At 62.9% G+C, this 22,510-nt stretch carries 19 protein-coding genes and 1 pseudogene; 3 read left to right on the top strand and 17 right to left on the bottom strand.

All coding sequences use genetic code 11. From position 1 onward, the window contains the following. Positions 1 to 219: 219 nt before the first annotated feature. The 6 genes from ACH6CX_RS13395 to hrpA all read right to left on the bottom strand — a co-directional run bounded on the left by ACH6CX_RS13395 (position 220) and on the right by hrpA (position 9,351). Complete coding sequence (locus ACH6CX_RS13395; protein ID WP_232941210.1) at positions 220 to 1,401, bottom strand: PP2C family protein-serine/threonine phosphatase; 1,182 nt, start codon at positions 1,399 to 1,401, stop codon at positions 220 to 222. 36 nt (positions 1,402 to 1,437) lie between these two features. Then, positions 1,438 to 2,655: a VacJ family lipoprotein gene (locus ACH6CX_RS13400; RefSeq protein WP_232941209.1), complete on the bottom strand. Its 1,218-nt coding sequence runs from the start codon at positions 2,653 to 2,655 to the stop codon at positions 1,438 to 1,440. 157 nt (positions 2,656 to 2,812) lie between these two features. Beyond that, positions 2,813 to 3,616: a DUF2063 domain-containing protein gene (locus ACH6CX_RS13405; RefSeq protein WP_232941208.1), complete on the bottom strand. Its 804-nt coding sequence runs from the start codon at positions 3,614 to 3,616 to the stop codon at positions 2,813 to 2,815. Further along, on the bottom strand, positions 3,603 to 4,496 hold the full coding sequence (locus ACH6CX_RS13410) for a DUF692 domain-containing protein (protein ID WP_396675556.1): 894 nt from the start codon (positions 4,494 to 4,496) through the stop codon (positions 3,603 to 3,605). The genes ACH6CX_RS13405 and ACH6CX_RS13410 overlap by 14 nt, the downstream gene beginning before the upstream one ends. A gap of 81 nt (positions 4,497 to 4,577) precedes the next feature. Beyond that, on the bottom strand, positions 4,578 to 4,913 hold the full coding sequence (locus ACH6CX_RS13415) for a hypothetical protein (protein ID WP_232941206.1): 336 nt from the start codon (positions 4,911 to 4,913) through the stop codon (positions 4,578 to 4,580). A gap of 502 nt (positions 4,914 to 5,415) precedes the next feature. Next, a complete protein-coding gene (gene hrpA / locus ACH6CX_RS13420; protein WP_396675557.1) occupies positions 5,416 to 9,351 on the bottom strand; it encodes an ATP-dependent RNA helicase HrpA in 3,936 nt (1,311 codons plus the stop codon). A gap of 395 nt (positions 9,352 to 9,746) precedes the next feature. Here hrpA and ACH6CX_RS13425 point away from each other — a divergent pair, with 395 nt between their 5' ends. After that, positions 9,747 to 11,222 carry a peptide MFS transporter gene (locus ACH6CX_RS13425; RefSeq protein WP_232941204.1) on the top strand — a complete coding sequence of 492 codons (1,476 nt, stop codon included), beginning with the start codon at positions 9,747 to 9,749 and terminating at the stop codon, positions 11,220 to 11,222. 71 nt (positions 11,223 to 11,293) lie between these two features. Here ACH6CX_RS13425 and ACH6CX_RS13430 read toward each other — a convergent pair whose 3' ends face one another. The 11 genes and pseudogenes from ACH6CX_RS13430 to dnaX form a co-directional block, all read right to left on the bottom strand. Continuing rightward, entirely contained in the window at positions 11,294 to 12,475 is a 1,182-nt protein-coding gene (locus ACH6CX_RS13430; protein ID WP_232941203.1) for a VWA domain-containing protein, read from the bottom strand. A 14-nt stretch (positions 12,476 to 12,489) separates the two neighbouring features. Further along, positions 12,490 to 13,335 carry a MoxR family ATPase gene (locus tag ACH6CX_RS13435; RefSeq protein WP_232941202.1) on the bottom strand — a complete coding sequence of 282 codons (846 nt, stop codon included), beginning with the start codon at positions 13,333 to 13,335 and terminating at the stop codon, positions 12,490 to 12,492. Positions 13,336 to 13,467: 132 nt separating this feature from the next. Further along, positions 13,468 to 14,169, bottom strand: coding sequence for a YEATS-associated helix-containing protein (locus tag ACH6CX_RS13440; RefSeq protein WP_232941201.1), 702 nt, complete (start codon positions 14,167 to 14,169; stop codon positions 13,468 to 13,470). Between the two features lie 226 nt (positions 14,170 to 14,395). Beyond that, positions 14,396 to 14,776 carry a hypothetical protein gene (locus tag ACH6CX_RS13445; RefSeq protein WP_232941200.1) on the bottom strand — a complete coding sequence of 127 codons (381 nt, stop codon included), beginning with the start codon at positions 14,774 to 14,776 and terminating at the stop codon, positions 14,396 to 14,398. Between the two features lie 26 nt (positions 14,777 to 14,802). After that, complete coding sequence (locus ACH6CX_RS13450) at positions 14,803 to 15,258, bottom strand: YcgN family cysteine cluster protein (protein ID WP_237063502.1); 456 nt, start codon at positions 15,256 to 15,258, stop codon at positions 14,803 to 14,805. A gap of 3 nt (positions 15,259 to 15,261) precedes the next feature. Further along, a complete protein-coding gene (locus ACH6CX_RS13455; protein WP_232941198.1) occupies positions 15,262 to 15,549 on the bottom strand; it encodes a YcgL domain-containing protein in 288 nt (95 codons plus the stop codon). 8 nt (positions 15,550 to 15,557) lie between these two features. Then, positions 15,558 to 16,688 carry a ribonuclease D gene (gene rnd, locus ACH6CX_RS13460; RefSeq protein WP_237063504.1) on the bottom strand — a complete coding sequence of 377 codons (1,131 nt, stop codon included), beginning with the start codon at positions 16,686 to 16,688 and terminating at the stop codon, positions 15,558 to 15,560. Between the two features lie 7 nt (positions 16,689 to 16,695). After that, positions 16,696 to 17,301, bottom strand: a complete 606-nt coding sequence (gene recR, locus ACH6CX_RS13465; protein WP_232941196.1) for a recombination mediator RecR — start codon at positions 17,299 to 17,301, stop codon at positions 16,696 to 16,698. 15 nt (positions 17,302 to 17,316) lie between these two features. After that, positions 17,317 to 17,661, bottom strand: coding sequence for a YbaB/EbfC family nucleoid-associated protein (locus tag ACH6CX_RS13470; RefSeq protein WP_232941195.1), 345 nt, complete (start codon positions 17,659 to 17,661; stop codon positions 17,317 to 17,319). A gap of 4 nt (positions 17,662 to 17,665) precedes the next feature. Beyond that, on the bottom strand, positions 17,666 to 18,151 hold the full coding sequence (locus ACH6CX_RS13475) for a DNA polymerase III subunit gamma/tau C-terminal domain-containing protein (RefSeq protein WP_396675609.1): 486 nt from the start codon (positions 18,149 to 18,151) through the stop codon (positions 17,666 to 17,668). A gap of 120 nt (positions 18,152 to 18,271) precedes the next feature. Continuing rightward, positions 18,272 to 20,098 (bottom strand): annotated as a pseudogene (dnaX, locus tag ACH6CX_RS13480) (DNA polymerase III subunit gamma/tau); the annotation flags it as partial. A gap of 246 nt (positions 20,099 to 20,344) precedes the next feature. On the opposite strand from dnaX, the gene ACH6CX_RS13485 reads away from it, so the two are divergent. Continuing rightward, positions 20,345 to 20,869 (top strand): RNA polymerase sigma factor, encoded by a 525-nt coding sequence (locus ACH6CX_RS13485; RefSeq protein ID WP_232941193.1) that lies wholly within the window; start codon positions 20,345 to 20,347, stop codon positions 20,867 to 20,869. 511 nt (positions 20,870 to 21,380) lie between these two features. Beyond that, a complete protein-coding gene (locus tag ACH6CX_RS13490; protein ID WP_232941192.1) occupies positions 21,381 to 22,430 on the top strand; it encodes a FecR domain-containing protein in 1,050 nt (349 codons plus the stop codon). Positions 22,431 to 22,510: the final 80 nt, after the last annotated feature.

Here is a 22,510-nt window from a genome sequence, read left to right on the forward strand (position 1 = left end):
GCAACCTCTGGCACGCCGGTCAGGAGACACAAAACAACTGTTCCGGCGGCGAAAGTTTATCGACAGAGCACCGGTGGCAACGCTTTTTCATCGCGCTGCAACCACAGTGCAACTTTGATGCATAAATCGAGCGGAGCTTACTCCTGCGTACAGGCACTGACAAGCTTTGGCCGCCAGCATCACGGACTTACCGGTCACAGCAGGCCGGGCTGGCAGGCTTCAGCCCTGGCGGACTGTCAGTATAGTGACGTCGTCGGGCAGTTCCTCGGACGTATCCACGTGCAGGGCCGCACACAGGGAATCCAGGTCACCCCTGCTCTCGTCTATCTTCTGCAACAGTTGTGCCTCCCGCTGCAGCAGGTCCCCCTGCAACAGCTCCAGCACGCCGTCGGAGCAGGCCACCAGCCGCCAGCTGGTCGGCAGGCTGGCATGCAGCACCTGCCAGTTGCCCTGCTCGAACAGGCCCAGGGGCCGTCCCTTACCCGGCAACCACTCTGCCCCGGAGGATGTTACCAGGGCGGGCATCGGCACCTGCCCGGCCACCGCGTAATGCAGCTGGCGTGCCCGGCTGTCCACCACCCCCACGAACATGCTGGCATGCTTGTCGAGCCGCGTGGAGAGCAACTCGCGATTGATCAGCTGGAGGATATCGATGAGATCGGAATCCAGGGATTCCAGGCTGGAAAAGAGTGGCCGCTCACGCAGCAGGTGCATGATGCTGTGCTTGATCAGGGCCGTGACCAGTGCGGATGACACCCCGTGCCCGGAGACATCCACCAGGTAAAAGGCCACAAAGCGCTCGCCGAACAGGCCGTAGTCAATGAAATCGCCACTCAGGTAGAGGGAGGGCACCAGCCGGTAGGCGGCCTCGATATTACCGGGGTACTGAAACGGGGTGCGGGGCAACAGGTGTTGCTGCAACAGCCGCCCTGCCTCCTGGTCCCGCTGCAGCACCTCCACGTGTTCGTGCAGCTCGCGATTGCGCTCCTCGAGCTGCTCCCGGTATTCGCGATTCTGTCGCTCCAGGGCCTCGGACTCAGTGATGCGGGTTACCGCATGCTGGATTACCGCCTCGTCCTCGATGGGCTTCAGGAGGTAATCACTGGCCCCGAGGCGCAGGGCCTCGACCACGTCACTGACCCCACTGTTGGAGGCGATTACCACTACTGCGGCATCGGGGGCCCGGTGCTTGATTTTGCGCAGGACTTCCAGGCCGCCCATATCCGGGAGATGCAGGTCGGTGACGACCAGGCGGTAGAGCCCGGGGGCAAACCGACTGATGCCCTCCAGGCCGGTTTCCGCCGCGTCCACCTCAAAGCCCAGGCGCGCGAGGCTGCGCCGCACGAATTCGCGCGACACCCCGTCGGACTCAATCAGTAACAGACGCTGGCGGTCAGGCATGAATCTGGGAGGTGCAGGGTCCCCCACTGGTTGGATTTAACTGTCGAAGACATCGGCTTCGGTTGCGGCATCGCCACTGCTCCCGGTGGTACCGCTCTCTGAATCAGGCGCAGGTGCGGCCGGCTGCTCGTCGGCGCCGGCATCCTCACCGCCATCACCGAAGGGATCACCGCCAAAAGGATCACTCTCACCGGTGGCAGTATCGGCGTCAGCCTCAGCACCACCGCCAAACGGGTCATCATCTCCGCCGAACGAATCAGCATCATCGCCGAAATCGTCTTCAACATCACCGTCCCGGATCAGGAAGTCACGGCGCTGCAGGTAGGCGTCGCGCAACAACACATAGCGGTCTCCCTGCAGGAGTGATTCGGTCTTCAGCAGGCTGGCACGGGTCTGGATAAGGTCGGTAAACTGGAGGCTATAGCGCGTCTGGCTGTGGTCAATGTAATTCAGGGGATCGGTATAGTAATCCACTGCCATACCCGGCACGCCTCGCACCGTCGAGGGGCCAAAGAATGGCAGCACCAGGTAAGGACCGGAAGGCACGCCCCAGACTGCCAGGGTCTGGTCGAAGTCCTCGCCGTCAGTGGGTTCCAGGCCCACATGCTCGGCGACATCGAACAGCCCGGCCACGCCAACAGTGGAGTTGATCAGGAAGCGGCCGGCACCGTTACCCGCCTCGCCCCACTTCCACTGCAGCACGCTGTTGAAGGAATTGGTGATTTCGAACAGGTTGCCGAAAAAGTTGCTGACACCATGCTGCATGAAAATAGGGGTTACCTGGCGATAGGTTACCGCCATCGGCTTCAAGACCCAGCGATCCGCGGTGTCATTGAAACGGAACACGGCCCGGTTGAATCCCTCCCACGGATCGCGCTCGCCCGGCTCCTCACCCTCTTCACTGGAGAACTCTTCCGCCGGGTCAAAGCCGTACTCATCCTCGAGGCTATAATCACCTGAGTCGCCTGTTTCCTCCGCTGCGGGACTGCTGCCCTCCCCGCCTTCGGCAAAGGGATCGGAGTCGTCCGGGTCGGCTGCCCCTGCATCGGGGGCAGGGGACTCGGCGGGAGGGGAAGCGGGTGCCGGACCTGAGGCCTCACTACCGGACTCGGCTGCCCCGCCCTGCGGCTGCTCTGCAACCGGGGCCGCGCCGCCGTTTGCGAAGGGGTCTTCCTGGGCTGCCTGCACCAGCATTGGGCTGGCTGCCAGCAATGTTGCCAGCAACCATGGTGATTTTACTGTGCGTCCAAGCAAGCCACTGCTCCTCGTTATAGGTTCACCCTGAAGTTGCGCGAATTCTACCGCCCCCCGGGAATGCGGGCCACCCTTGGCAGCATAGCACCTGCCCCCGCTACGGTTTCGGTCAAAGATAAGGCAGTATCGGGCAAGCGCCAGGGACACCCTGCCCGGGCTATCGACGGGGCTCCAGCCCCGCGATCACTCCGGCCTGCAGCAGCTGCTGCAACAGGGACTGGCCGAAATCCACCACCGCCCCGGTGTCCCCGTGGTTCATTTCCACGGCGAGGTCTTCGAGCAGTGCCCGGCCGGTTTGGTTCCCCGCCTGCGCCAATTGCAATAATCGCGCGGTTACTGCGTTGATTTCCATGAAGCCCACCTCATCTTCGCGATTGCGATAAACCAGCAGGAAAGTGGGGTTGTCCGGTGGTTCACTGGGCTGGAAGGTGGGGCCGATCATATGCACGGGAAAGCGGTAACTGAGGCTCCAGGCGACCGGGGAGACTACCGGCACCTGCGCCAGCACATCCCCCTCGAGCTCAAGCCCCGGTGGGGGCTCCGCCGGATTCACGTCCAGCGCCAGCTCGACCCACTCGTAATGCGCCAGCTCCAGCAGGAAGGGCGGGTCAGACTCCTGCGCAACGTGCTCTTCCTGCAGGTACTGCAGGAATTCCTCACTGATCTGCAGGAAGTAGGGACTCCGGGAGGCGTGCCGGTGGACGAACTCCCGCACCATCGTGTGCCACGCATCGTCACTGTAGAGGCTGCGCAGCACCGGGAACCCGCTGGCGATAAAGGATTCGATATTGTTGTAAATAAGGTCACGGTAAATGGCCATGCGGCGGTCTTCGATATCCGCCGGAGGCTCGTTGACCAACGGGTTGCGCAGATGCGCCGCGAACTGACGCTGCTCACGGGCAAAATGTGCTTCGTGCGGGCCGCGGCCAGCCCCTCCGGGGCGTTTTTCATCGCTGCGCATAAACCACCTCACCAGGCGAGCCGGCAATGCCCCGGGCGCCGGAAGCAGTTTTGGCCGCACGGGCCTGGAGTTCGCGGACATGCGCCACCTCTCCCACCAGCTCCGGCAGTGGCGGGATATTGAAGTCCCGCTCCAGCAATGTGGGGAAAACGCCAAAATGGGCGTAGGCCTGCTCCAGTAGCTCCCACACCGGGTCGATTACCGGCGCACCGTGCGTGTCTACCTTGAGATCATCCGCCTCGTTGAAATGGCCGGCCACATGCGCATAGCGGATACGCTCGGCAGGCAGCCCGCGCAGGAACTCTGCCGGGTCGTAGCTGTGATTGATGGCATTCACGTAGATATTGTTGACGTCCAGCAGCAGGTCGCAGTCGGCCTCCTCGAGGACGGCATTGAGGAATTCCAGCTCGGTCATTTCCCGGGCCGGTGCCGCGTAATAGGAGACATTCTCCATCGCGATTCGCTGTTCGAGCACATCCTGCACCCGGCGGATACGTCCGGCCACATAGTGCACGGCGTCCTCGGTAAAGGGGATCGGTAGCAGGTCGTAGAGGTGACCGTGGTCGGAGCAGTAGCTGAGGTGCTCGCTGTAGCAGCGGATACCGTGCTCGCGGATAAACTGCTTGACGGATCTCACCAGCTCCAGGTCCAGCGGGGACGGTGAGCCGATGGACAATGAGAGACCGTGAATCACAAACGGGTAACGCTCAGTGTACTCGCGGAACCAGCGGCCATAACGACCGCCAACATTTATCCAGTTCTCCGGCGCCACCTCCAGGAAATCCACCGCACTGGCAGGCATATCCTCTCCCATCATGGAGCGGCGCAACCCCAGCCCGGCACCCCGGAGGGGATATTCAACGGTCTTGGTCGTATTCATGTTCTTACTTCTGCTGTCGCCAGCAGTGAGAGTGGCAGGGGCAGGGCTATACCCCACCCCCGCCTGGGAACAATGCGGAGATTAGCCGCCGCACTTACCCTCACCACATTTACCTTCCTTTTTCTTGCCTTCTTCGCCGCACTTCCCTTCGCCGCACTTACCTTCTTTTTTCTTGCCTTCTTCGCCGCACTTACCTTCGCCGCACTTACCTTCTTTTTTCTTGCCTTCTTCGCCGCACTTACCTTCTTTGTTCTTCTCGTCACCGTGCTCACTCAGCATGGCCAGGTTGTAACCGGAAGAAAGCTCTTCAGCGGCGAACGGGTTGGCATTGCCAACGCCCGCAGAAACGTTCATGGACGCCGAGGCGATAAACGCCGCACCTACTGCGGCAGCAAGCGGCAGATTCTTCTTAGTCATAACAACTCTCCTTTTAATACCCTAACTTGTAGCAGTTTACGCCGACGGCGCTTTGCCGGCCGCCTGCCGGGATTATAACCACCAATCCCATCGGACGGTCACGCATTGAGACCAGCCGTATCCCATCAGCGTTCAACACATCCGGGTACGTTTTCCTGCGTCTCGTGGATTCAGTCGCGCCATACTGCTGTTTATTACACACGTGAGCACGCTATTTCCAGCTGCCGTGTGCGCCAGGGCAGGTTTCCCCGGCAAACGCGGTCACATCCGGGCGATCAAGCGGGGTTAGCCGGGAACGGGAGCAGGGAAGAACAGATAAAGAAAAGCCGGTCCGCGCACTGCACGCAGCGGACCGGCCACCGGAATCCCGGTTTAGCGGATGGACAGTACATGAAAAAGAACCCACGGAAGCCGCGTGCCCACGATTGAGAGCGGCCACCCTCCCTGGCGAGCACGCTCCCAGGACCCCGACGGCCGTTTCCGTCACCCCTGTATACGCCGGTCAGAGCGAGATGGATTGATCGATTTCACTCCAGAGCTTGTTCAGTCGCTTGCTGGATACCGGTAACAGTGTTTTCAGCGACTGGGCGAACAGGGAGACGCGGAATTCCTCCAGCATCCAGCGATACCGGGCCAGCTGCGGCTCCGCGGCCACGATGCGTGGCGAGTGCTTCTCGACCTGCGCCAGGAACGGTTCGGCGGCCTTGTGCCACTCCGCCTGCAGGCGCCGGTCGCGATTGGGGTCCAGCGCGGCCTTTTCCAGCCGCAGTTCGATGCCCTTGAGGTAGCGGGGATACTGGCGCAACCACTCCAGCGGGGTATCAAACAGGCAGCCGCGATAGAACAATCGCTGCAACTGCTGCTGGATATCACCCACCGCCATCGCCACCGCCAGGTTTTTCTGTTGCTTGATCTGCTTGCGCAGGGGCACCAGCTGGCCCAGCGCCTTCACCAGCAGGTCGGCAATTTCCTGCGCCACCCCCACCAACTCGCCGCTGCGCTCCAGTGCCTCCAGGAAGCCCGCCTCGGTGCGGGGCCATTCCTCGCCGGGCCAGAACAATTCACGCGCCGCTGCCATCAGGATATCGTCGGCCACCTCTTCGCGGCGTCCCAGGTCGGCCGCGCTGAGGCCCAGCTCCTTGCCGCGCAGCAGTTCCTTGCGCAGGTACTTGACCGGCTCGGGCAGGTGCAGCAGCGCCAGGCGGCAGGTGCCGGCCCGGGACAATCGCCAGGCCTCGCGGGGATTGTCGAGCAATTTCAGGGATACGCTGTCACGCTCTTCCACCAGCGCCGGGTAGGCACGCACCTTCAGGCCGCCCTGCTCCAGGGTGTGGGTCTCTGGCAGGTCGCCGAAGTCCCAGCGGATAATTCCGTCACGCTCGAAGTCATCCCCGGCGGTGGCCAGTTCGCGCTGTACCCGGTCCCTGTAGCGCGCCTGCAGGGTGGGCAGGTCACGGTCCTGGTCGATCAGCTCGCCGTCCTCATCCAGCACCTGGATGTTGAAACGGTAGAAATCCTCCAGCGACTGCTCGGCAGACTCCCAGGCCTCGGCTGGCAGTTCAATGGTCGTCTGGCGGTGTAACTCATGCGCCAGTGCCTGCCACAGGGGTGTGTCACCGGCCTGCATCCTCAACAACGCGCGATCGACGGCGGCGGGCACAGGTACAAAGTACTTGCGCCACTGCTTGGGCAGCGCCTTCACCAGCGCGATACATTTGTCCCGCAGCAGCCCCGGCACCAGCCAGCTCAGCCGCGCCGCCGGCACCTGGTGCAGGGCGCCCACCGGCACCTGCACACTGACACCGTCATCCGCGGCACCGGGCTCAAAGTGATAGCCGAGCGGGAACTCGATGCCCCCCGCACGCAGTTGATCCGGGAACTGCGCCTCTCCCACATGATCGGCGCTCTGCTGCATAAGGAGTTCGCGGGGGATAAACAGGAGTTCGGGGTCCTCTTCCTCCGCCTTCTTACGCCAGTGCTCAAAGCCGGCCAGGTTGACGATTTCCGCCGGGAGACGCTCATCGAAGAACTGGAACACCACTTCGTCGTCCACCAGGATGTCCCGGCGCCGCGACTTGGCCTCCAGGTCTCCCAGCTCCTCCAGCAATTCCAGGTAGTGACGGAAGAAGCGGCCCCGGCCACGGCGGTTTTTGTCGTAGCGCTGCTCCACCAGTGCCTGGCGGATAAAAACCTCACGCGCGGTCTGTGGGTCAAGTTTGCCGTAATGGATCCGGCGTTTTTCCACCAGCACCAGGCCGTACAGCGAAATCTTCTCGTAGGCCATCACCTGTCCGGCGCGGGTGTCGTAGTGCGGCTCAAAATAGTGGCGCTTCACCAGGTGCTCGGCTGCCGCCAGCACCCAGTCGGGCTCTATCTTGGCCACCGTATGGGCGAACAGGCGGCTGGTCTCCAGCAGTTGCCCGGACACCACCCAGCGCGGTGGTTTCTTGTACTGGCCGGAGCCCGGGAAAATATGGAAGCGCCGGTTGCGACAGCCAATGAATTCCTTGTTCTCGTCGCGCACGCCGATATTGCCCAACATCCCCGGCAGGATTGCCCGGTGCACGGCCTCGTAGGTGGCGGGCTCGCGATTCTCCTTCAGTTTCAGCTCGCGGCTGGCCACTCGCAGCTGGTGGTGGATATCCCGCCACTCGCGCATGCGCAGCCACGACAGGAAGTTCTTCTGGCACCACTTGCGCAGCTGGCTCTGGCTGAGTTCCTGCCGCTGTGCCTCGAAGCCGTCCCACAACTGTACGAAGGACAGGAAATCGGATTTCTCATGGCGCCACTGCCGGTGCTTCTCGTCTGCAGCCTGGCGTTTTTCCGCCGGCCGCTCCCGCGGGTCCTGCACCGCCAGCGCGCTGACGATCACCATCAGTTCGCGCAGGCAGCCCTGCTCGCCCGCCGCCAGCAGCATGCGGCCCAGCTGCGGGTCCAGCGGCAGGCGCGACAGTGCCCGGCCGAGCGGCTTTACCCGCCCGCGGCTGTCCACCGCCTGCAGCTCCTCCAGCAGTTTGTAGCCGTCGTTGATCAGGCGCGCATCGGGCGGGTCGACAAAGGGAAAGTTGTGGATATCGCCGATGCGCATCTGCAGCATCTGCAGGATTACCGCCGCCAGGTTGGTACGCAGGATCTCGGCATCGGTGAATTCAGGCCGCTGCTCAAAATCACGCTCTTCATACAGGCGCACACAGACACCGGCACTCACCCGGCCACAGCGGCCGGCACGCTGGTTGGCGCTGGCCTGGGAGATGGCCTCCACCGGCAGGCGCTGGATCTTGCTGCGGTAGCTGTAGCGGCTGATACGCGCCGTCCCCGGATCGATCACATAGCGGATGCCAGGCACGGTAATGGAAGTCTCTGCCACGTTGGTGGCCAGCACGATGCGGCGGCCCTTGTGCCCGTGAAAGACCCGGTTCTGCTCGGCAAGGCTCAGGCGCGCATACAGCGGCAGTACTTCCAGCTGGGGAATATGGGCATCCCGCAGCGCCCTGGCACACTCGCGGATTTCCCGTTCGCCGCTCATGAACACCAGGATATCGCCACCACGGCGACTGCTGCCCTTCTCGTCGTGCAGCAGCTCCTCCACCGCCGCAATCACCTGCTCGGACAGATCGGCGTCGCTGTCCGCTGGTGGCCGGTAATGAATCTCCACCGGATAGGTGCGACCGGACACCTCGATGATCGGTGCATCATCAAAATGTTGTGAAAACTTCTCCAGGTCGATGGTGGCGGAAGTGATGATCAGCTTCAGGTCCGGCCGTTTCGGCAGGATGGTCTTGAGGTAGCCCAGCAGGAAATCGATATTGAGGCTGCGCTCGTGGGCCTCGTCGATGATCAGGGTGTCGTACTTGTTCAGCAGCGGATCCCGCTGGATTTCCGCCAGCAGGATACCGTCGGTCATCAACTTGACGTGGGTGTGCTCGTCACTGTGATCGGTAAAGCGCACTTGGTAGCCCACCGAGTGCCCCAGCGGTTGCTGTAGCTCCTCGGCGATACGGTTGGCCACGGTGCGCGCGGCGATGCGCCGCGGCTGGGTATGGCCGATCTGTCCGTAAACGCCGCGGCCGAGTTCCAGGCAGATCTTGGGCAGCTGGGTGGTCTTGCCGGAGCCAGTCTCACCGGCCACCACCACCACCTGGTTTTCCGCAATCAACTTGGCGATCTCTTCGCGCCGCGCCACCACCGGCAGCTCTTCCGGCCAGCTGACAGTAGGCAGCTTGTCCCGCCGGGCGGCCGCCAGCGCCCGGGATGCCCCCAGATCTCTCTCCAGCTGGGCCAGCATCCGGTCCGCCGGCTTGCCCTCCCGCAGCCGCCGGCGCGCGCTGTCCAGGCCCTTGCGCAGGCGATGGCGATCGCGCCCCATGCACTCGGCGACGCGGGGCTCGAACTCTTCGCTCAGGACTTTCAGGGCGGCGGTGTCTTCGGTGTGACTCATAATCCGGGGACTGACTGCAAACGGGCGATTATACCTGCTGGGCCGTGACAGACTAAATGACCGGCGCGAGCCCACCGAAGACAAGCAGGTCCACGCACCTGCGCCAGGATACGGCGGGCGACGGTCTGAGCGGTCAGGACGACCGCGAAGACCAGCAGGTGAATGCGGCACAGGGATGTGCCGCACGCCGGCAAAGCCGGCGCGAGCCCGACGGAGACAAGCAGGTCCACGCACCTGTGCCAGGATACGGCGGGCGACGGTCTGAGCGGTCAGGACGACCGCGAAGACCAGTAGGTAAAAAATGGCGCTGAACTATACTCAAGGCAACACCGTCCCCGGATACCCAGTCCGGGCGACACCTTTTCCTATGCCCGGGACTTGCCAGAGGTACCTTCATGCAAGATCTCAAGCCAAAACCGCCCTCCTCCGCCGGGGAGATGCTCGGCCACCCCAAGGGGCTGTTCCTGCTGTTCGGCACCGAGATGTGGGAACGGCTCAGCTATTACGGCATGCGCGGTATCTTCGTCTTTTACCTGACTTCCGCTGCCGCCGCGGCGGCCTTTGGCTGGGAACAGCTGTCAGATACCGAACTGCAGTCCCAGGCCCTGAGTTACCTGGGCTGGTACGCGATGCTGGTGTACCTGACACCGATCATCGGCGGCTGGATGGCGGACAACAAATGGGGCCAGCGCCGCTGCATCATGTTTGGCGGCACGCTGATGATGCTGGGCCAGTTCGCCCTGGGTTTCCCCCATGGCTGGCTGCCGGACGGCACCGAGATCTATATGCTCTGGCTGGGCCTGGCCCTGCTGATCGTGGGCAACGGCTTCTTCAAGCCGAATATCTCCACCATGGTGGGTGACCTCTACGACGAGGGTGACCACCGGCGCGATACCGCTTTCACCATTTTCTATATGGGGATCAACCTGGGCTCGATCCTCGGCTACCTGGTAATCGGCTGGATCGGCGAGAAGGTGAATTACCAGCTGGCGTTCTTCACTGCCGGTATCGGCATGTTGCTGGGCCTGTTGCTGCAGATGTTCCAGGCAAAAAAATTCCTCGGGGATATCGGCGTAGAGCCCTCGGCCAAGCTGGGACTGAAGCAGGACACGGTCGACAAGCACAAACCACTGACGCCGGAAGAGCGCGATCGCATCAAGGTGATACTGATCCTAGGTGTATTCACGGTAATCTTCTGGGCCGGCTTCGAGCAGGCGGCGGGCTCTATGAACCTGTTCGCCAAGTACAACACCGACCTGAACGTGATGGGCTTCGAGATCCCGGCCAGCTGGCTGCAGATGGTGAACCCGCTGTTTATCATTATCCTGGCGCCGGTAATGGCCAGCCTGTGGGTGGGACTCGGGGCGCGCGAGCCCAGCTCCCCGGCCAAGTTCAGTATGGGCCTGGTGTTCCTGGGGCTGGGCTTTGTCTCCATGTGCGGCGCGGCGCTGCAGATCGGCGATTCCGAAACCATCAAGGCGAGCATCTGGTGGCTGGTATTCGCCTATATCTTCCACACCATCGGTGAGCTGAGCCTGTCACCGATCGGCCTCTCCATGGTCACCAAACTATCACCACTGCGCTACCTGTCACTGATGATGGGGCTGTGGTTCGCCTTTATTGGCGTGGCCAACAAGGGCGCCGCTGAAATCGGTAAGCTGGTGGGGGAATCGGGCCCACTGGCCACCTTCGGCGGCGTCGCCATTGCCGCGATTGCAGCGGGGATCATCCTGTTCCTGATCCGCAACCGACTGGTGGACTGGATGCACGGCGCCGAGGAGGAGCACACGAAAATTGGCCCCACCACCCAGGAAGAGATCGGCATCACCGCCGACCACGAGGGGGCGCCTCGGCGGCACTTCAAGGAATGATTTGAGGGGATTGCCGGGCCGCTCCCCTGCAGGAGCGTCCCATGGCCGCGATGGACTGTACGGGCCCGGGTTCAACGCCCCTTGACCAGGCGCCCGATAGCACGGTCCAGGCCCTCCAGGGTCATGGGAAACATGCGCCCTTCCACCAGCTGCCGGGTCATGCCGATACTGGGTGTGTATTGCCAGTATTCCTCACCCACCGGGTTAAGCCATACCAGGTTGCTCCAGGTATCCGTCACCCGCTCCATCCAGGCAGCACCGGGCTCCTCGTTCATGTGCTCGACACTGCCGTAGCGGTGGGTGATCTCATACGGCGCCATGGAGGCATCGCCGACAAAGATCACCTTATAGTCATTGCCGTAGGTGCGCAGCACCTCGAGCAGCGGTGTGGTCTCCTGGTAGCGGCGCTGGTTGTCCTTCCACACATGCTCGTAAATGAAGTTGTGGAAATAGAAATACTCCAGGTGCTTGAACTCCGAGCGACAGGCCGAGAACAGCTCCTCGCAGGATTTCACGTAGGGATCCATGGAGCCGCCCACATCAAAGAAGATCAGCACCTTGATGGCGTTGTGGCGCTCCGGCACCATCTTGATGTCCAGCAGGCCGGCATTGCGGGCCGTGGAGGAAATGGTGTCATCCAGGTCCAGCTCCTCGGCGGCGCCGGTACGGGCGAACTTGCGCAGCTTGCGCAAAGCCACCTGGATGTTGCGGGTGCCCAGGGACACGCTGTCATCCAGGTTGCGGAACTGGCGCTTCTGCCACACCTTGGCCGCCGACCGGTTGCGGCTGTTGCCGCCCACCCGGACACCCTCGGGATTATAACCACTGTTGCCAAACGGGCTGGTACCGCCGGTACCGATCCATTTGTTGCCACCACTGTGGCGCTCTTTCTGTTCCTCGAGGCGCTTCTGGAACTCTTCCAGCAGCTTTTCCAACCCACCCAGGCTCTCGATTTTTGCCTTTTCTTCCTCGCTCAGCTGCTTGAGGAACTCGGCCCGCACCCACTCTTCCGGAATCATCTGTTCCAGCAGGTCATCCAGGGTTTCCAGGTCCTGGAAATAGGCATCGAAGGCCCGGTCGAACTTGTCGAAATGCTTTTCGTCTTTCACCAGGCAGGTGCGCGCGAGGAAATAGAATTCCTCCAGGTCGGCAAACACCAGCCGCTGCTGGAGCGCTTCCAGCAGGGCCAGCAGCTCGGTGATGGACGCCGGCAGTTTATAGCGGCGCAGGTTGAGGAAAAATCCAATCAGCATGGGAAAGCGTCAACTCAGCGGTTTTCGCGGCGCGCCATAAAGGCGAGGCGCTCGAGCATATGCACATCCTGCTCGTTCTTCAGCAGTGCGCCATAAAGCGGCGGGATGGCGCTGGTGCTGTCGCGGTTCTTGAGTACTTCCTCGGGGATGTCGTCGGCCATCAATAGCTTCAGCCAGTCGATCAGCTCGGAAGTGGAGGGCTTTTTCTTCAGGCCCGGGACCTCACGCAGCTGGAAAAAGATATCCATTGCCTCTTTCACCAGCTGCTGCTTGATGTCCGGGTAATGCACATCGACGATCCGGTGCATGGTATCCCGGTCCGGGAAGCTGATGTAGTGGAAGAAGCAGCGGCGCAGGAAAGCGTCGGGCAGCTCTTTTTCATTGTTGGAAGTGATAATCACGATCGGGCGCTGTTTCGCGCGGACAGTTTCGCCGGTCTCGTAGACAAAGAACTCCATCCGATCCAGTTCCACCAGCAGGTCATTGGGAAACTCGATATCGGCCTTGTCGATTTCGTCGATCAGCAGCACCACGCGCTCGTCGGAGTCGAATGCCTCCCAAAGTTTGCCGCGCTTGATGTAGTTGGCGATGTCGTGCACCCGGTCCACCCCCAGCTGGGAGTCCCGCAACCGCGACACAGCATCGTACTCGTACAGGCCCTGCTGGGCCTTGGTGGTCGATTTGATATGCCACTGGATCAGTTTCAGGCCCAGGCTCTGCGCCACCTCCTCTGCCAGCAGGGTCTTGCCGGTACCCGGCTCGCCCTTGATCAGCAGGGGGCGCTGCAGGGTGACCGCTGCGTTCACCGCCAGTTGCAGGTCGTCGGTGGCGACGTAATTGTCGGTGCCGGTAAATTTCATGGTGACTCCCATCGCGAAAAAACAGAGATGGGCAGCATGGTAAGGGATGGCAACGGGAGATCAATGACAATTCAGCATGGATCGCTTGCCCGGACTTCGCAGTATCCGGGCGGTGGGTTCAGGAATGAACGGTCACTCGCCCACACGCTCATCGGCAACGGCCTGGGCACTGCGCCGGCGTACCACCTGGCGGCCCTTGTCGGTGATATACCAGCGGATACCCAGGTGGCTGTGGATCTTGCCCACCATCTCCAGCACCAGCAGGCTGTTCAGGGCCCGGGCAGCGGAGTTGGTCTCCATGCCCCCCTCCTGCACCATGCCGCCCAGGGAGCGGAACACGCACTCGCCGGTGTTGAGCAGTTTCAGCACATGCAGGGCGTTCTCGTCTAGCTTGCGGATCTCGTTGAAATCCAGGGTCGGCCCCTGGTCGGGGTCGCCCTCGATCTCATGCTCCAGCAGCGGCATCATCTCCAGCTGCATGGCGCGCAATTCCTGCTCGAGGTTCTCCACCCGGGCCCGAGCGATACTGGCGTCCCGCAGCTGGCGGCGCGCGGCGTTGAACACGAACATGCGTGAGGCGATGGCCGCAAGCAGGCAGTAGCCGGTAAACAGCAACAGGCGCGACGGATCCCCCTGGATCTCGATCAGCAGGTCGCTCTGGGTAAACTTGAGGAAGATGGGCACCATCAATGCGCCGCACAGGCCCATGATGAGGCAGCGCGCCAGGCCGGCCGGGTCCTCCTCGGTGAACAGCATCTGGTAGTAATTCACCAGGCCACCGAGAATACCGGAGACCAGCATGACAGCACTCAGAATTAGCAGATGATCGAGCATCCGGGTTCCTCTGCCGGGCAGGGCCGGAAACCCCTGTACTCCCGCAGGCCCGGGAGGCTGTATGGAAGGGGGTGGATTCCCGGGTACCAGGCCACATTCTTGTAGTCACCGGGCCCCGCTTCGCTGCGGGGCCAGCCCTATAGATATAGCAGCTGTCCGCCGGGCGCGGACAGCACCAAGAGGAATTACGCGCCTTTGCTCGACCGGGCGCAGCCAGGCGGTACTGTCACTGGTTGCTGTAGTAGGGATCGTCCTCAAACTCGCGGCGCTTTTCCCGGCGGTGGCGCAGGATCAACGTCACCAGCCCCCACAGGGACACCAGTGCCAGCGCTCCGCCGGTGGCGAACACCAGGTTGGCGGTCACTTCCGGGGCCGGCCCCTCCTCCTCGAACAGCAGCTGGTAGGCAAACATCGGCAGTACCGGCAGCGGCGCCGAGTCCGGCGTGCGGCCGACGGTGGGAACCAGCAGCGCGGCAGCCGCCACCAGCAGCAGGGCCCGCCGCGGCCAGGACCAGCGCCAATTGCGCATAAACCACCAGCCCGCCAGTAACAGTACCAGGGTCCCGCCTGCGTAAATCATCCAGGCAATTCGAAACTCTTCCGCCATAGTGTCCAGTTCTTGGTTATGTTGTTCTAAACGGGATCGTCACCCACCCAGGTGACGATATGTTCCTCGAAGTCATCCGGGTGCACCAGCTCCTCGCTGATTACACAGCCGCGCACCGAGATACCGGCCTCGTGCACCGATTCGGCACGGCCCGATACCAGGGGATGCCAGTCTTCCAGCGGGCGCCCCTCCGACAGGGCGCGGTAGGCACAGGTGCGCGGCAGCCAGTGGAAATCCGCCAGGTCGCTGGCGCGCAACTGGATACAGTCCGGCACCCGCTGCTTGCGATTCGGGTAGTCGCCACACTGGCAACTGTGCGTATCCAGCAGGCGGCAGGCGATGCTGGTGCTGTAAATCTCGCCGGTCTCCTCGTCCTCGAGCCGGTGCAGGCAGCAGCGCCCGCAGCCATCGCAGAGCGACTCCCACTCGCTGTCGCTCATCTGCTCGAGCGACTTGCGCTGCCAGAAGGGTTGCCCGCTCACGGCTCAGCGCTGCAACTTGCTGTTCTGCGCCGAGATCGCACGCATCTCATCATCGACCACCGGCGGCATCTGCAGGTAGAAACCGCGCTCGCGGATCTCTTCCAGCACCCGCGCCGCGTCGGCCCGCGCCAGTGGCTTTTCCGGCGTGAGCAGCAGGGTCACCACATGCTCGGGCTTGCCGAACAGCTGCAGCAGCTTTTCCGGCACCCGCGCGATCCCCTCACGCTTCTCCACGTAAAGATACATTTCCTCTTCCCGCGGGCTGCGGTAAATATCACAAACTGTCTTCACTCTGGTACTTACCCTACTTTCTCGCCACGCAGCGCCCGCAACTCCTGCAACAGGGGCTGGCCAATGACATCGCTGCGCCAACCTTCCAGGCGTCCCTCGAGAGAGGGCCTGTCAGCCTGCACCAGCGTTTCCAGTTCTTTCTTGCGCACCAGGATCTCTGCCGGCAGGTGGTACTCCTCGGCCACCTCCCGCACCCGGCGACGCAACTGCTTGAGGCATTCGCCCTCGCGCCGGTCCAGCGGGCGGGGCAATGCCGGCGGGACGTCATCACGCCCGGCCGCGCGCTCGATGACCTGCAGCAGGATATCGCCATATTCCCGCAACGTCTTGCCCTCGAGCCCCGGCTGCGCCATGGCGGCGGCATGCGCCGGCAGCTGCTCGGCCAGGTTCATGCAAATGCTCTCTTTCAGCAGGTGGTTGCGCGGCATATCCCGCAGGCGGGCCTCGCGCTCGCGCCAGGCGCAGAGATCCTGCAGGGCGGCCAGCTGCGAGCCGCGCAGGCGCCAGGCACCCTTCACGCGCTGGTAATAGAGTTCCGGCGGCTGCGGGTTGCGCGCCGCGCGGACCAGCGCCGCGCAGTCCTCCTGCAACCACTCTAGCCGCCCCTGCTCCTGCAGGCGTTTCCGCAACAGCGCGTAAACCGGCGGCAGCCAGGCAACATCCAGGGCGGCATAGTTCTTTTGCGCCTCGCTCAGGGGGCGCTGCAGCCAGTCGGAACGGGTTTCACTCTTGGGCAGCTCCACGTTCAGGAGCTCGTTGACCGTAGCGGCATAGCCCAGCCCCGCGGCCATACCGGTCATGGCCGCAGCAACCTGGGTATCGAATATCGGCTCGGGTATCGCCCCCAGTAACCGCTCGAGGGTTTCCAGGTCTTCACTGCAGGAGTGCATGATCTTCGTGACACGGCTATCCAGCACCAGCTCGCGCAGCGGTTCCAGGTCATCGATCGCCAGGTTGTCGATCAGGTAGGCATGCTCACCATCCCCCACCTGGACCAGTGCCGGCTGTGGATAGAAGGTGCGGCTGCGCATAAATTCGGTGTCGAGTGCCACGGCTTTCTGCCCGCGCCACTTTTCACACAGCTGCGCCAGCTGCGCGCTGTCATCCACCCAGACGGGTGTGGTGTCCACATTCAGCATCGGGACCTCAGTTACCGGAGAAAAACGCCGTACGGCTGTTGAAAGCGTGTGCGAGGGTGCCGCCATCGATGTATTCCAGCTCACCGCCGATAGGTACACCGTGGGCAATGCGGGTGACCGCTATTCCCCGGTCCCGTGCCCGCTCGGCAATAAACTGGGCCGTGGCCTCGCCCTCGACGGTAGGGTTGGTGGCAACGATCAGCTCCTGCACCGGCTCGCGGTCGAGCCGCTGCTCCAGCAGGTCGATGCCCAGGTCCGCCGGGCCCACGCCATCGATGGGGGAGAGGTGGCCGTGCAGGACGAAGTAGCGCCCGTGGTAGTTGCCCGCCTGCTCGATTGCGAGCACATCGGCCGGGGTCTCCACCACGCACAGCGAACTGTCATCGCGCCGGGTGCTGGCACAGAGGGCACAGCGTTCCTGCTCGGTGAGGGTACGGCACTGCGTGCAGCGCCCGACCTTCTCCACCGCCTGTTCCAGGGTCCGCGCCAACAGGCCGGCCGCATCCCGGTCACGCTCCAGCAGGTACATGGCCATGCGCTGGGCAGACTTGGGGCCGACACCGGGCAGGCAACGCAGTGCGCGGATCAGCTCTTCAATCAGGGGACTAAACATAAGTGCCGCAGGCCATCAAAAGGGGAACTTGAAGCCTTCCGGCAGGTTCATGCCAGAGGCCAGGCCACCCAGCTGCTCTTTCTGCAGTTTCTGCGCCTGCTCTTCCGCCCGGCGCACCGCGTCGTTCACGGCCGCTGCCAGCAGGTCCTCGAGCATCTCTTTGTCTTCACCCATCAGGTCGGGATCGATCTCGACCCCGGTGCAGTCGTGGCGACCGTTCATGGTGACTTTCACCATCCCGGCTCCGGCCTCGCCGACCACGCGCAGCTCGTTGAGCTGCTCCTGCATCTTCTGCATTTTCTCCTGCATGTCGGCCTGCATTTTCTGGGCCTGCTGCATCAAATCGCCCAAACCTTTCATTGTCTCACTCACTCTCTTTCAGATATTCGACCGACTCGGCCACCAGTTCGGCGCCGAGTTCTTCCTGCAGTTCCCGCACCAGCGGGTCCTGCGCCAGGGCGTCGCGGGCCGCTGCCGCGCGCGCCTCGCGAGTGGCCTGCACCAGTCGCGCAGGGGTGGTGCCATGTACCTGGCCCACCTGGATATGCACATTGACCGGCTGCTGAACAAAGTCACCGATGACATCCGCCAGGCGACGCTGGTGCACCTCGTCATACAGACTGCTGTAGGACTCATCGAGGGTAAAAGACAGTATATTGTCCTGCCGCCCCACCAGTTCCAGGTGCATGGCAATTGAATGCAGTATGCCGGTAATCCCCAGCTGCGGGTACAGCGCCGGCCAGTTACCCGGAGTCAGGGCTTCCAGGCGGGCCCGCGGCGCGGCCGGTGCGGGCTCCGGTTCCGGTGCCGCCGGCTGCGCCTCAACCCCGGCCACCGGGGTGGATTCCACCGCGGCTACCTGCTGGCGCAACTGCTCGCGCAACGCCGCGCGCTGCTCCGTCGCGCCGCCCGCCGCTGCGGCCCCTGAATCGTGGCCATCCTGGACGGGCCCACCAGGGCCGGCCTGTCCCGCCGCCGGGGCTGGCTGGGGATTTCCGGCTGGCCCGGGGGGCTCTGCCCGCTGAGGGCTCCCTACCCGCTGAGGGCTCTCCACCCGCTGAGGGCTCTCAACCGGCTGAGGGCTCTCGACCGGCTGATGATTATCCGCCCGCTGGGTACTGTTTATATTGCCTCGCTGTGGACTCCCCACACTCCCGGGCTGATGGCTCTCCATCTCCTGGGGCTGATGGCTCTCCATCTCCTGGGGCTGATGGCTCTCCGCACCCATGGGCTGATGGCTCTGCATACCCTCGGGCTGATGGCTCTCTACGCCCACAGGCTGCTGGCTCTGCATAGCCGCAGGCTGGGGACCCTGCGTGGCTACGCGCTGAGGGCTCTCTACCGGCCCGGGCTGCGGGACTTCCTCCCAGGGCGGTGTGCTGTCAGTAGCGGCGGCCGCTTCAGGTACAGGCGCGGGTGGAGTGCTCGCCGCTTGAGGGAAAGCGCCAGCCGGCTGCGGGCCGCTGCTGGCCTGCTGCGCAGGAGCAGCCGGGCTGGAAGGCTCTTCCGCCCAGGTGGGCCCTGCATGATCGGGCGCACCAGCGGGCATGGACGCTGTTCCGGGAGCCGCGGTTTCGGGTTGCGTTTGTACGGGAGAAGTGCCGGCTTCAGCCGGCGCCGGGTCCTGTTGCGGCTTTTTTACGCCGGGATCTCCCGCAGCGGGCTGGTTGCCGGCATCCGCTTCCAGCCGGGCGCTGGGAATATCCGCCACGCCCTGGGGCCGGAAAGCCAGCATCCGCAGTAGGGCCATCTCGAATCCACTGCGCGGGTCTGGCGCCAGCGGCAGGTCCCGCCGGGCAAGCAGGGCCATCTGGTAATACAGCTGTACGTTTTCAGGGGCCAGTCGCGCGGCATGCTGCTGCAGGCGCTCCCCGTCCCCCAGGGTGTTGTCCACCGACTGCGGCAGGACCTGGGCCACAGCGATACGGTGCAGGTTGTTGGCCAGTTCAGCCAGGGCGGCGCTGTAGTCAGGCGCCTGTCCGGCGAGTTCCTCTACCGCCGCGAACAGGGCCGGGGCACTCTCATCGGCCAGGGCTTCCAGCAGCTTCCATACCAGCCCGGTATCGATGCTGCCCAGCATGGCGCGGACCTCGGCCTCGGCCACCTTGCCGCCGCCAAAGGCGATTGCCTGATCGGTCAGGCTCATGGCATCGCGCATACTACCATCCGCAGCACGCCCGAGGTGCCACAGGGCCCCCTGCTCGAACGGCACCATTTCCTGCTCAAGCACGAAACGGAGGTGCTCCACCACCCGCTCGGGGCTCATGTTCTTGAGGTTAAACTGCAAACAGCGCGACAGGACAGTCACCGGCAGTTTCTGCGGATCGGTGGTAGCCAGCAGGAATTTGACGTGGGGCGGGGGCTCCTCCAGCGTCTTCAACAGGGCGTTGAATGAGCTGTTGGAAAGCATATGTACCTCGTCGATCAGGTACACCTTGTAGCGGCCCCGGGTGGGAGCGTACTGCACATTCTCCAGCAGCTCGCGGGTGTCCTCCACCTTGGTGCGCGAGGCCGCATCCACTTCAATCAGGTCGACAAAGCGGCCCTCGGCGATTTCCGTACAGGCCGCGCACTGGCCGCAGGGCTCGGAGCTGACCCCGCTTTCACAGTTCAGGCACTTGGCCAGGATGCGGGCAATGGTGGTCTTGCCCACCCCCCGGGTACCGGCGAACAGGTAGGCATGGTGCAGCCGACCGTTATCCAGGGCGTTGATCAGGGCCTGCAGCACGTGCTCCTGCCCCACCATCTCCCGGAACAACCGCGGCCGCCACTTGCGAGCCAGTACTTGATAACTCATCCGCTCTCCAGCGCTCCCGGCGCCCTGTGAATTCATTCGGTCTACGCGCCCACGGCGCGGGCCCCATTATAACGGGATCACCGCCAAGTAATAGCGTCGCCACGCCGTGGCCAACCGGATGTCCCGGGCAGGGGCAGGGATTTCCCCCGGCCCCCTCGTCGCCGGGGAGAGGCCTGTGATATAACTGTGCGCCAGCTCGCAACACAACAAAATCACAACGAGCGCAGTCAGGAATCCCACTTATCGATGAATAAAAGTCGGAAAACGCTTCTCGAAAAGCTGTTTGCCGAACACGGCCAGGCGCTGGTGCGCTTTGTGACTAGGATCGTCAGGAATACTGAGGATGCCGAGGACATTGCCCAGCACGCCTACCTGCGCCTGCAAAAGCTCAGCGACGAGAAAGAGCTGGATAACCCCCGGGCGTACCTCTACCAGATCGCCAACAACCTGGCTGTAGACCAGCTGCGCCGTGGCCGCCTGCACATGGACTATGTCAGCCAGCAGACTCCGGCCGAGGGGGAAGCACTGCCTGACGACCACGCCGATCACCAGTCCCCGGAACGGGTCCTTGCCGCCCGACAGCAACTGCAGTCCATCTACGAGGCAATGGACAGCCTGCCACTGAAATGCCGGCAGGCGTTCCTGCTGCACCGCACGCGCGGACTCTCTTATAACGAGATTGCCAGGGAAATGAATACCTCGGTGAGCAGCGTCGAAAAGTACATCCTCCAGGCACTCAAGGCCTGCCGTCGCAAAGTCACCCCACCCTGACAGCAGCCTGCACCCGGGCGACTACACTTTTCCCCGCCCCTGCAACAGTACATCCGGGAAACTGTCAGGGAACCTTCACGATCCACCGTTAACATGCGCCAGCCAGCAGATTTGCGGGGATTTGACCGGCAACAGTGGAGGGCGTTCACGAGAAAAAGTTCTCTCCACGCTGCCCCGGAGGGGCTAGCCGAGACCTGGCGCACAACGTTTGTGCGCAGTGCGCTAATTTTTTTACAAAAACTCTTGAGGGATCCCCCTGGTCGGTCGTCTCATCTCAAGAGCTGGTCATCTGAACACAAAAAACAGGCCCAGCAGCACAGAAAACGCTAATATTGAGCGCAACTGCTAACAGTTATTGCGCGAAGCAGCGCCCAGGCGCGGAAAAACGCGCCAACAGTGCACATTATCGATAGAATGCGCCGTTTTGGGGCGCCCGGCAAGGCGCCCGGCTTCAGCGACGCAAACCGCCAACAGGCATAACAGGATTTGGACTTAAACAGGTTAAACAGTGGTGAACTCAGCGGGCGGACAGATCAATCCCAGCGAAGAGCAGCTCGACCAGGCATGTGCCTGGATCGCGCGCCTGCGCTCGGACGCCGTTTCCGCGGCCGACCGGCGCGAGTTTGCCAGCTGGATCGGCGGCTCTGCGGCTAATCGCCGAGCCTTCGATGAAATGTCCGGTCTCTGGGGCGACCTTGGTGCTCTCGGCCATATGCCGATCGACCAGCTGTTTCCGGAAAGCCTGCCCACGGTATCGACCCGCCCGGCCCCGGAAGGTCGCCGCAAAGCCAGCGCGGACAACGGTGGCTGGGGATGGGCGCAGTGGCTCAGCGGTGGTGGCCTGGTCGCGGCCTGCCTGGTGGTGACCCTCTGGGTCGGCAACCAGTGGCTGGCCGAGGACGCCGTGAACCAGCAGGTGTACACCACTGTGGTTGGCGAAACCCGAACCGTAACCCTGACTGACGGCACCCGGGTGCAACTGAATACCAACTCTGAACTCCAGGTAAGCTACAGCCGCGAAGAGCGCCGCACCACCCTGTTGCGCGGCGAGGCGTTCTTCGATGTAGAGCGCCAGACCGCACGCCCGTTTACCGTGGCAGCCGGCAAGGCGAAGATCCGCGTACTGGGCACAGAATTCAATGTTGAGCGCAACCCGGACAATACCCGGGTTTCCGTCACCGGCGGGGTGGTCTCGGTGAGCGAGTCCAGCAGCGCCAGCGGCCTGCGTCCCGAGTCCGTCAAACTGGTAAAAAACCAGAAAGTCAGTGTTTCGGGCAGCGGCCTGGGCCAGGTAAGCGCAACTTCCGCCGACGAGGCCCTGGACTGGACCCGCGGCGTGCTGGTGTTTGACCGAACCCCCCTGGAAGAGGCTCTCGAGGAGCTGAATCGTTACCTGCCAATACCCGCTGCGGCCGACGCCAGCGTGCGTGAGCGCAAGCTATCCGGCACTTTCGAGCTGTCCGACCCCGATAACACCCTGAAAGCCATAGCCGCGGCCCTGGACCTCCAGGAGGATCGCAGCAATCCAGACCTGACTCTCTTGTCTCCCAAGCCTAACTAAGTTATAAAACTGCCCGGGCGGACAAATATTAAACAGCCTCCCCGCTGAGTCCCGCCGTTCACCGATAAATCCAGATAAGA

The sequence above is a fragment of the Microbulbifer sp. JSM ZJ756 genome (assembly GCF_044383805.1).
In the GTDB taxonomy this organism is placed as follows: domain Bacteria; phylum Pseudomonadota; class Gammaproteobacteria; order Pseudomonadales; family Cellvibrionaceae; genus Microbulbifer; species Microbulbifer zhoushanensis.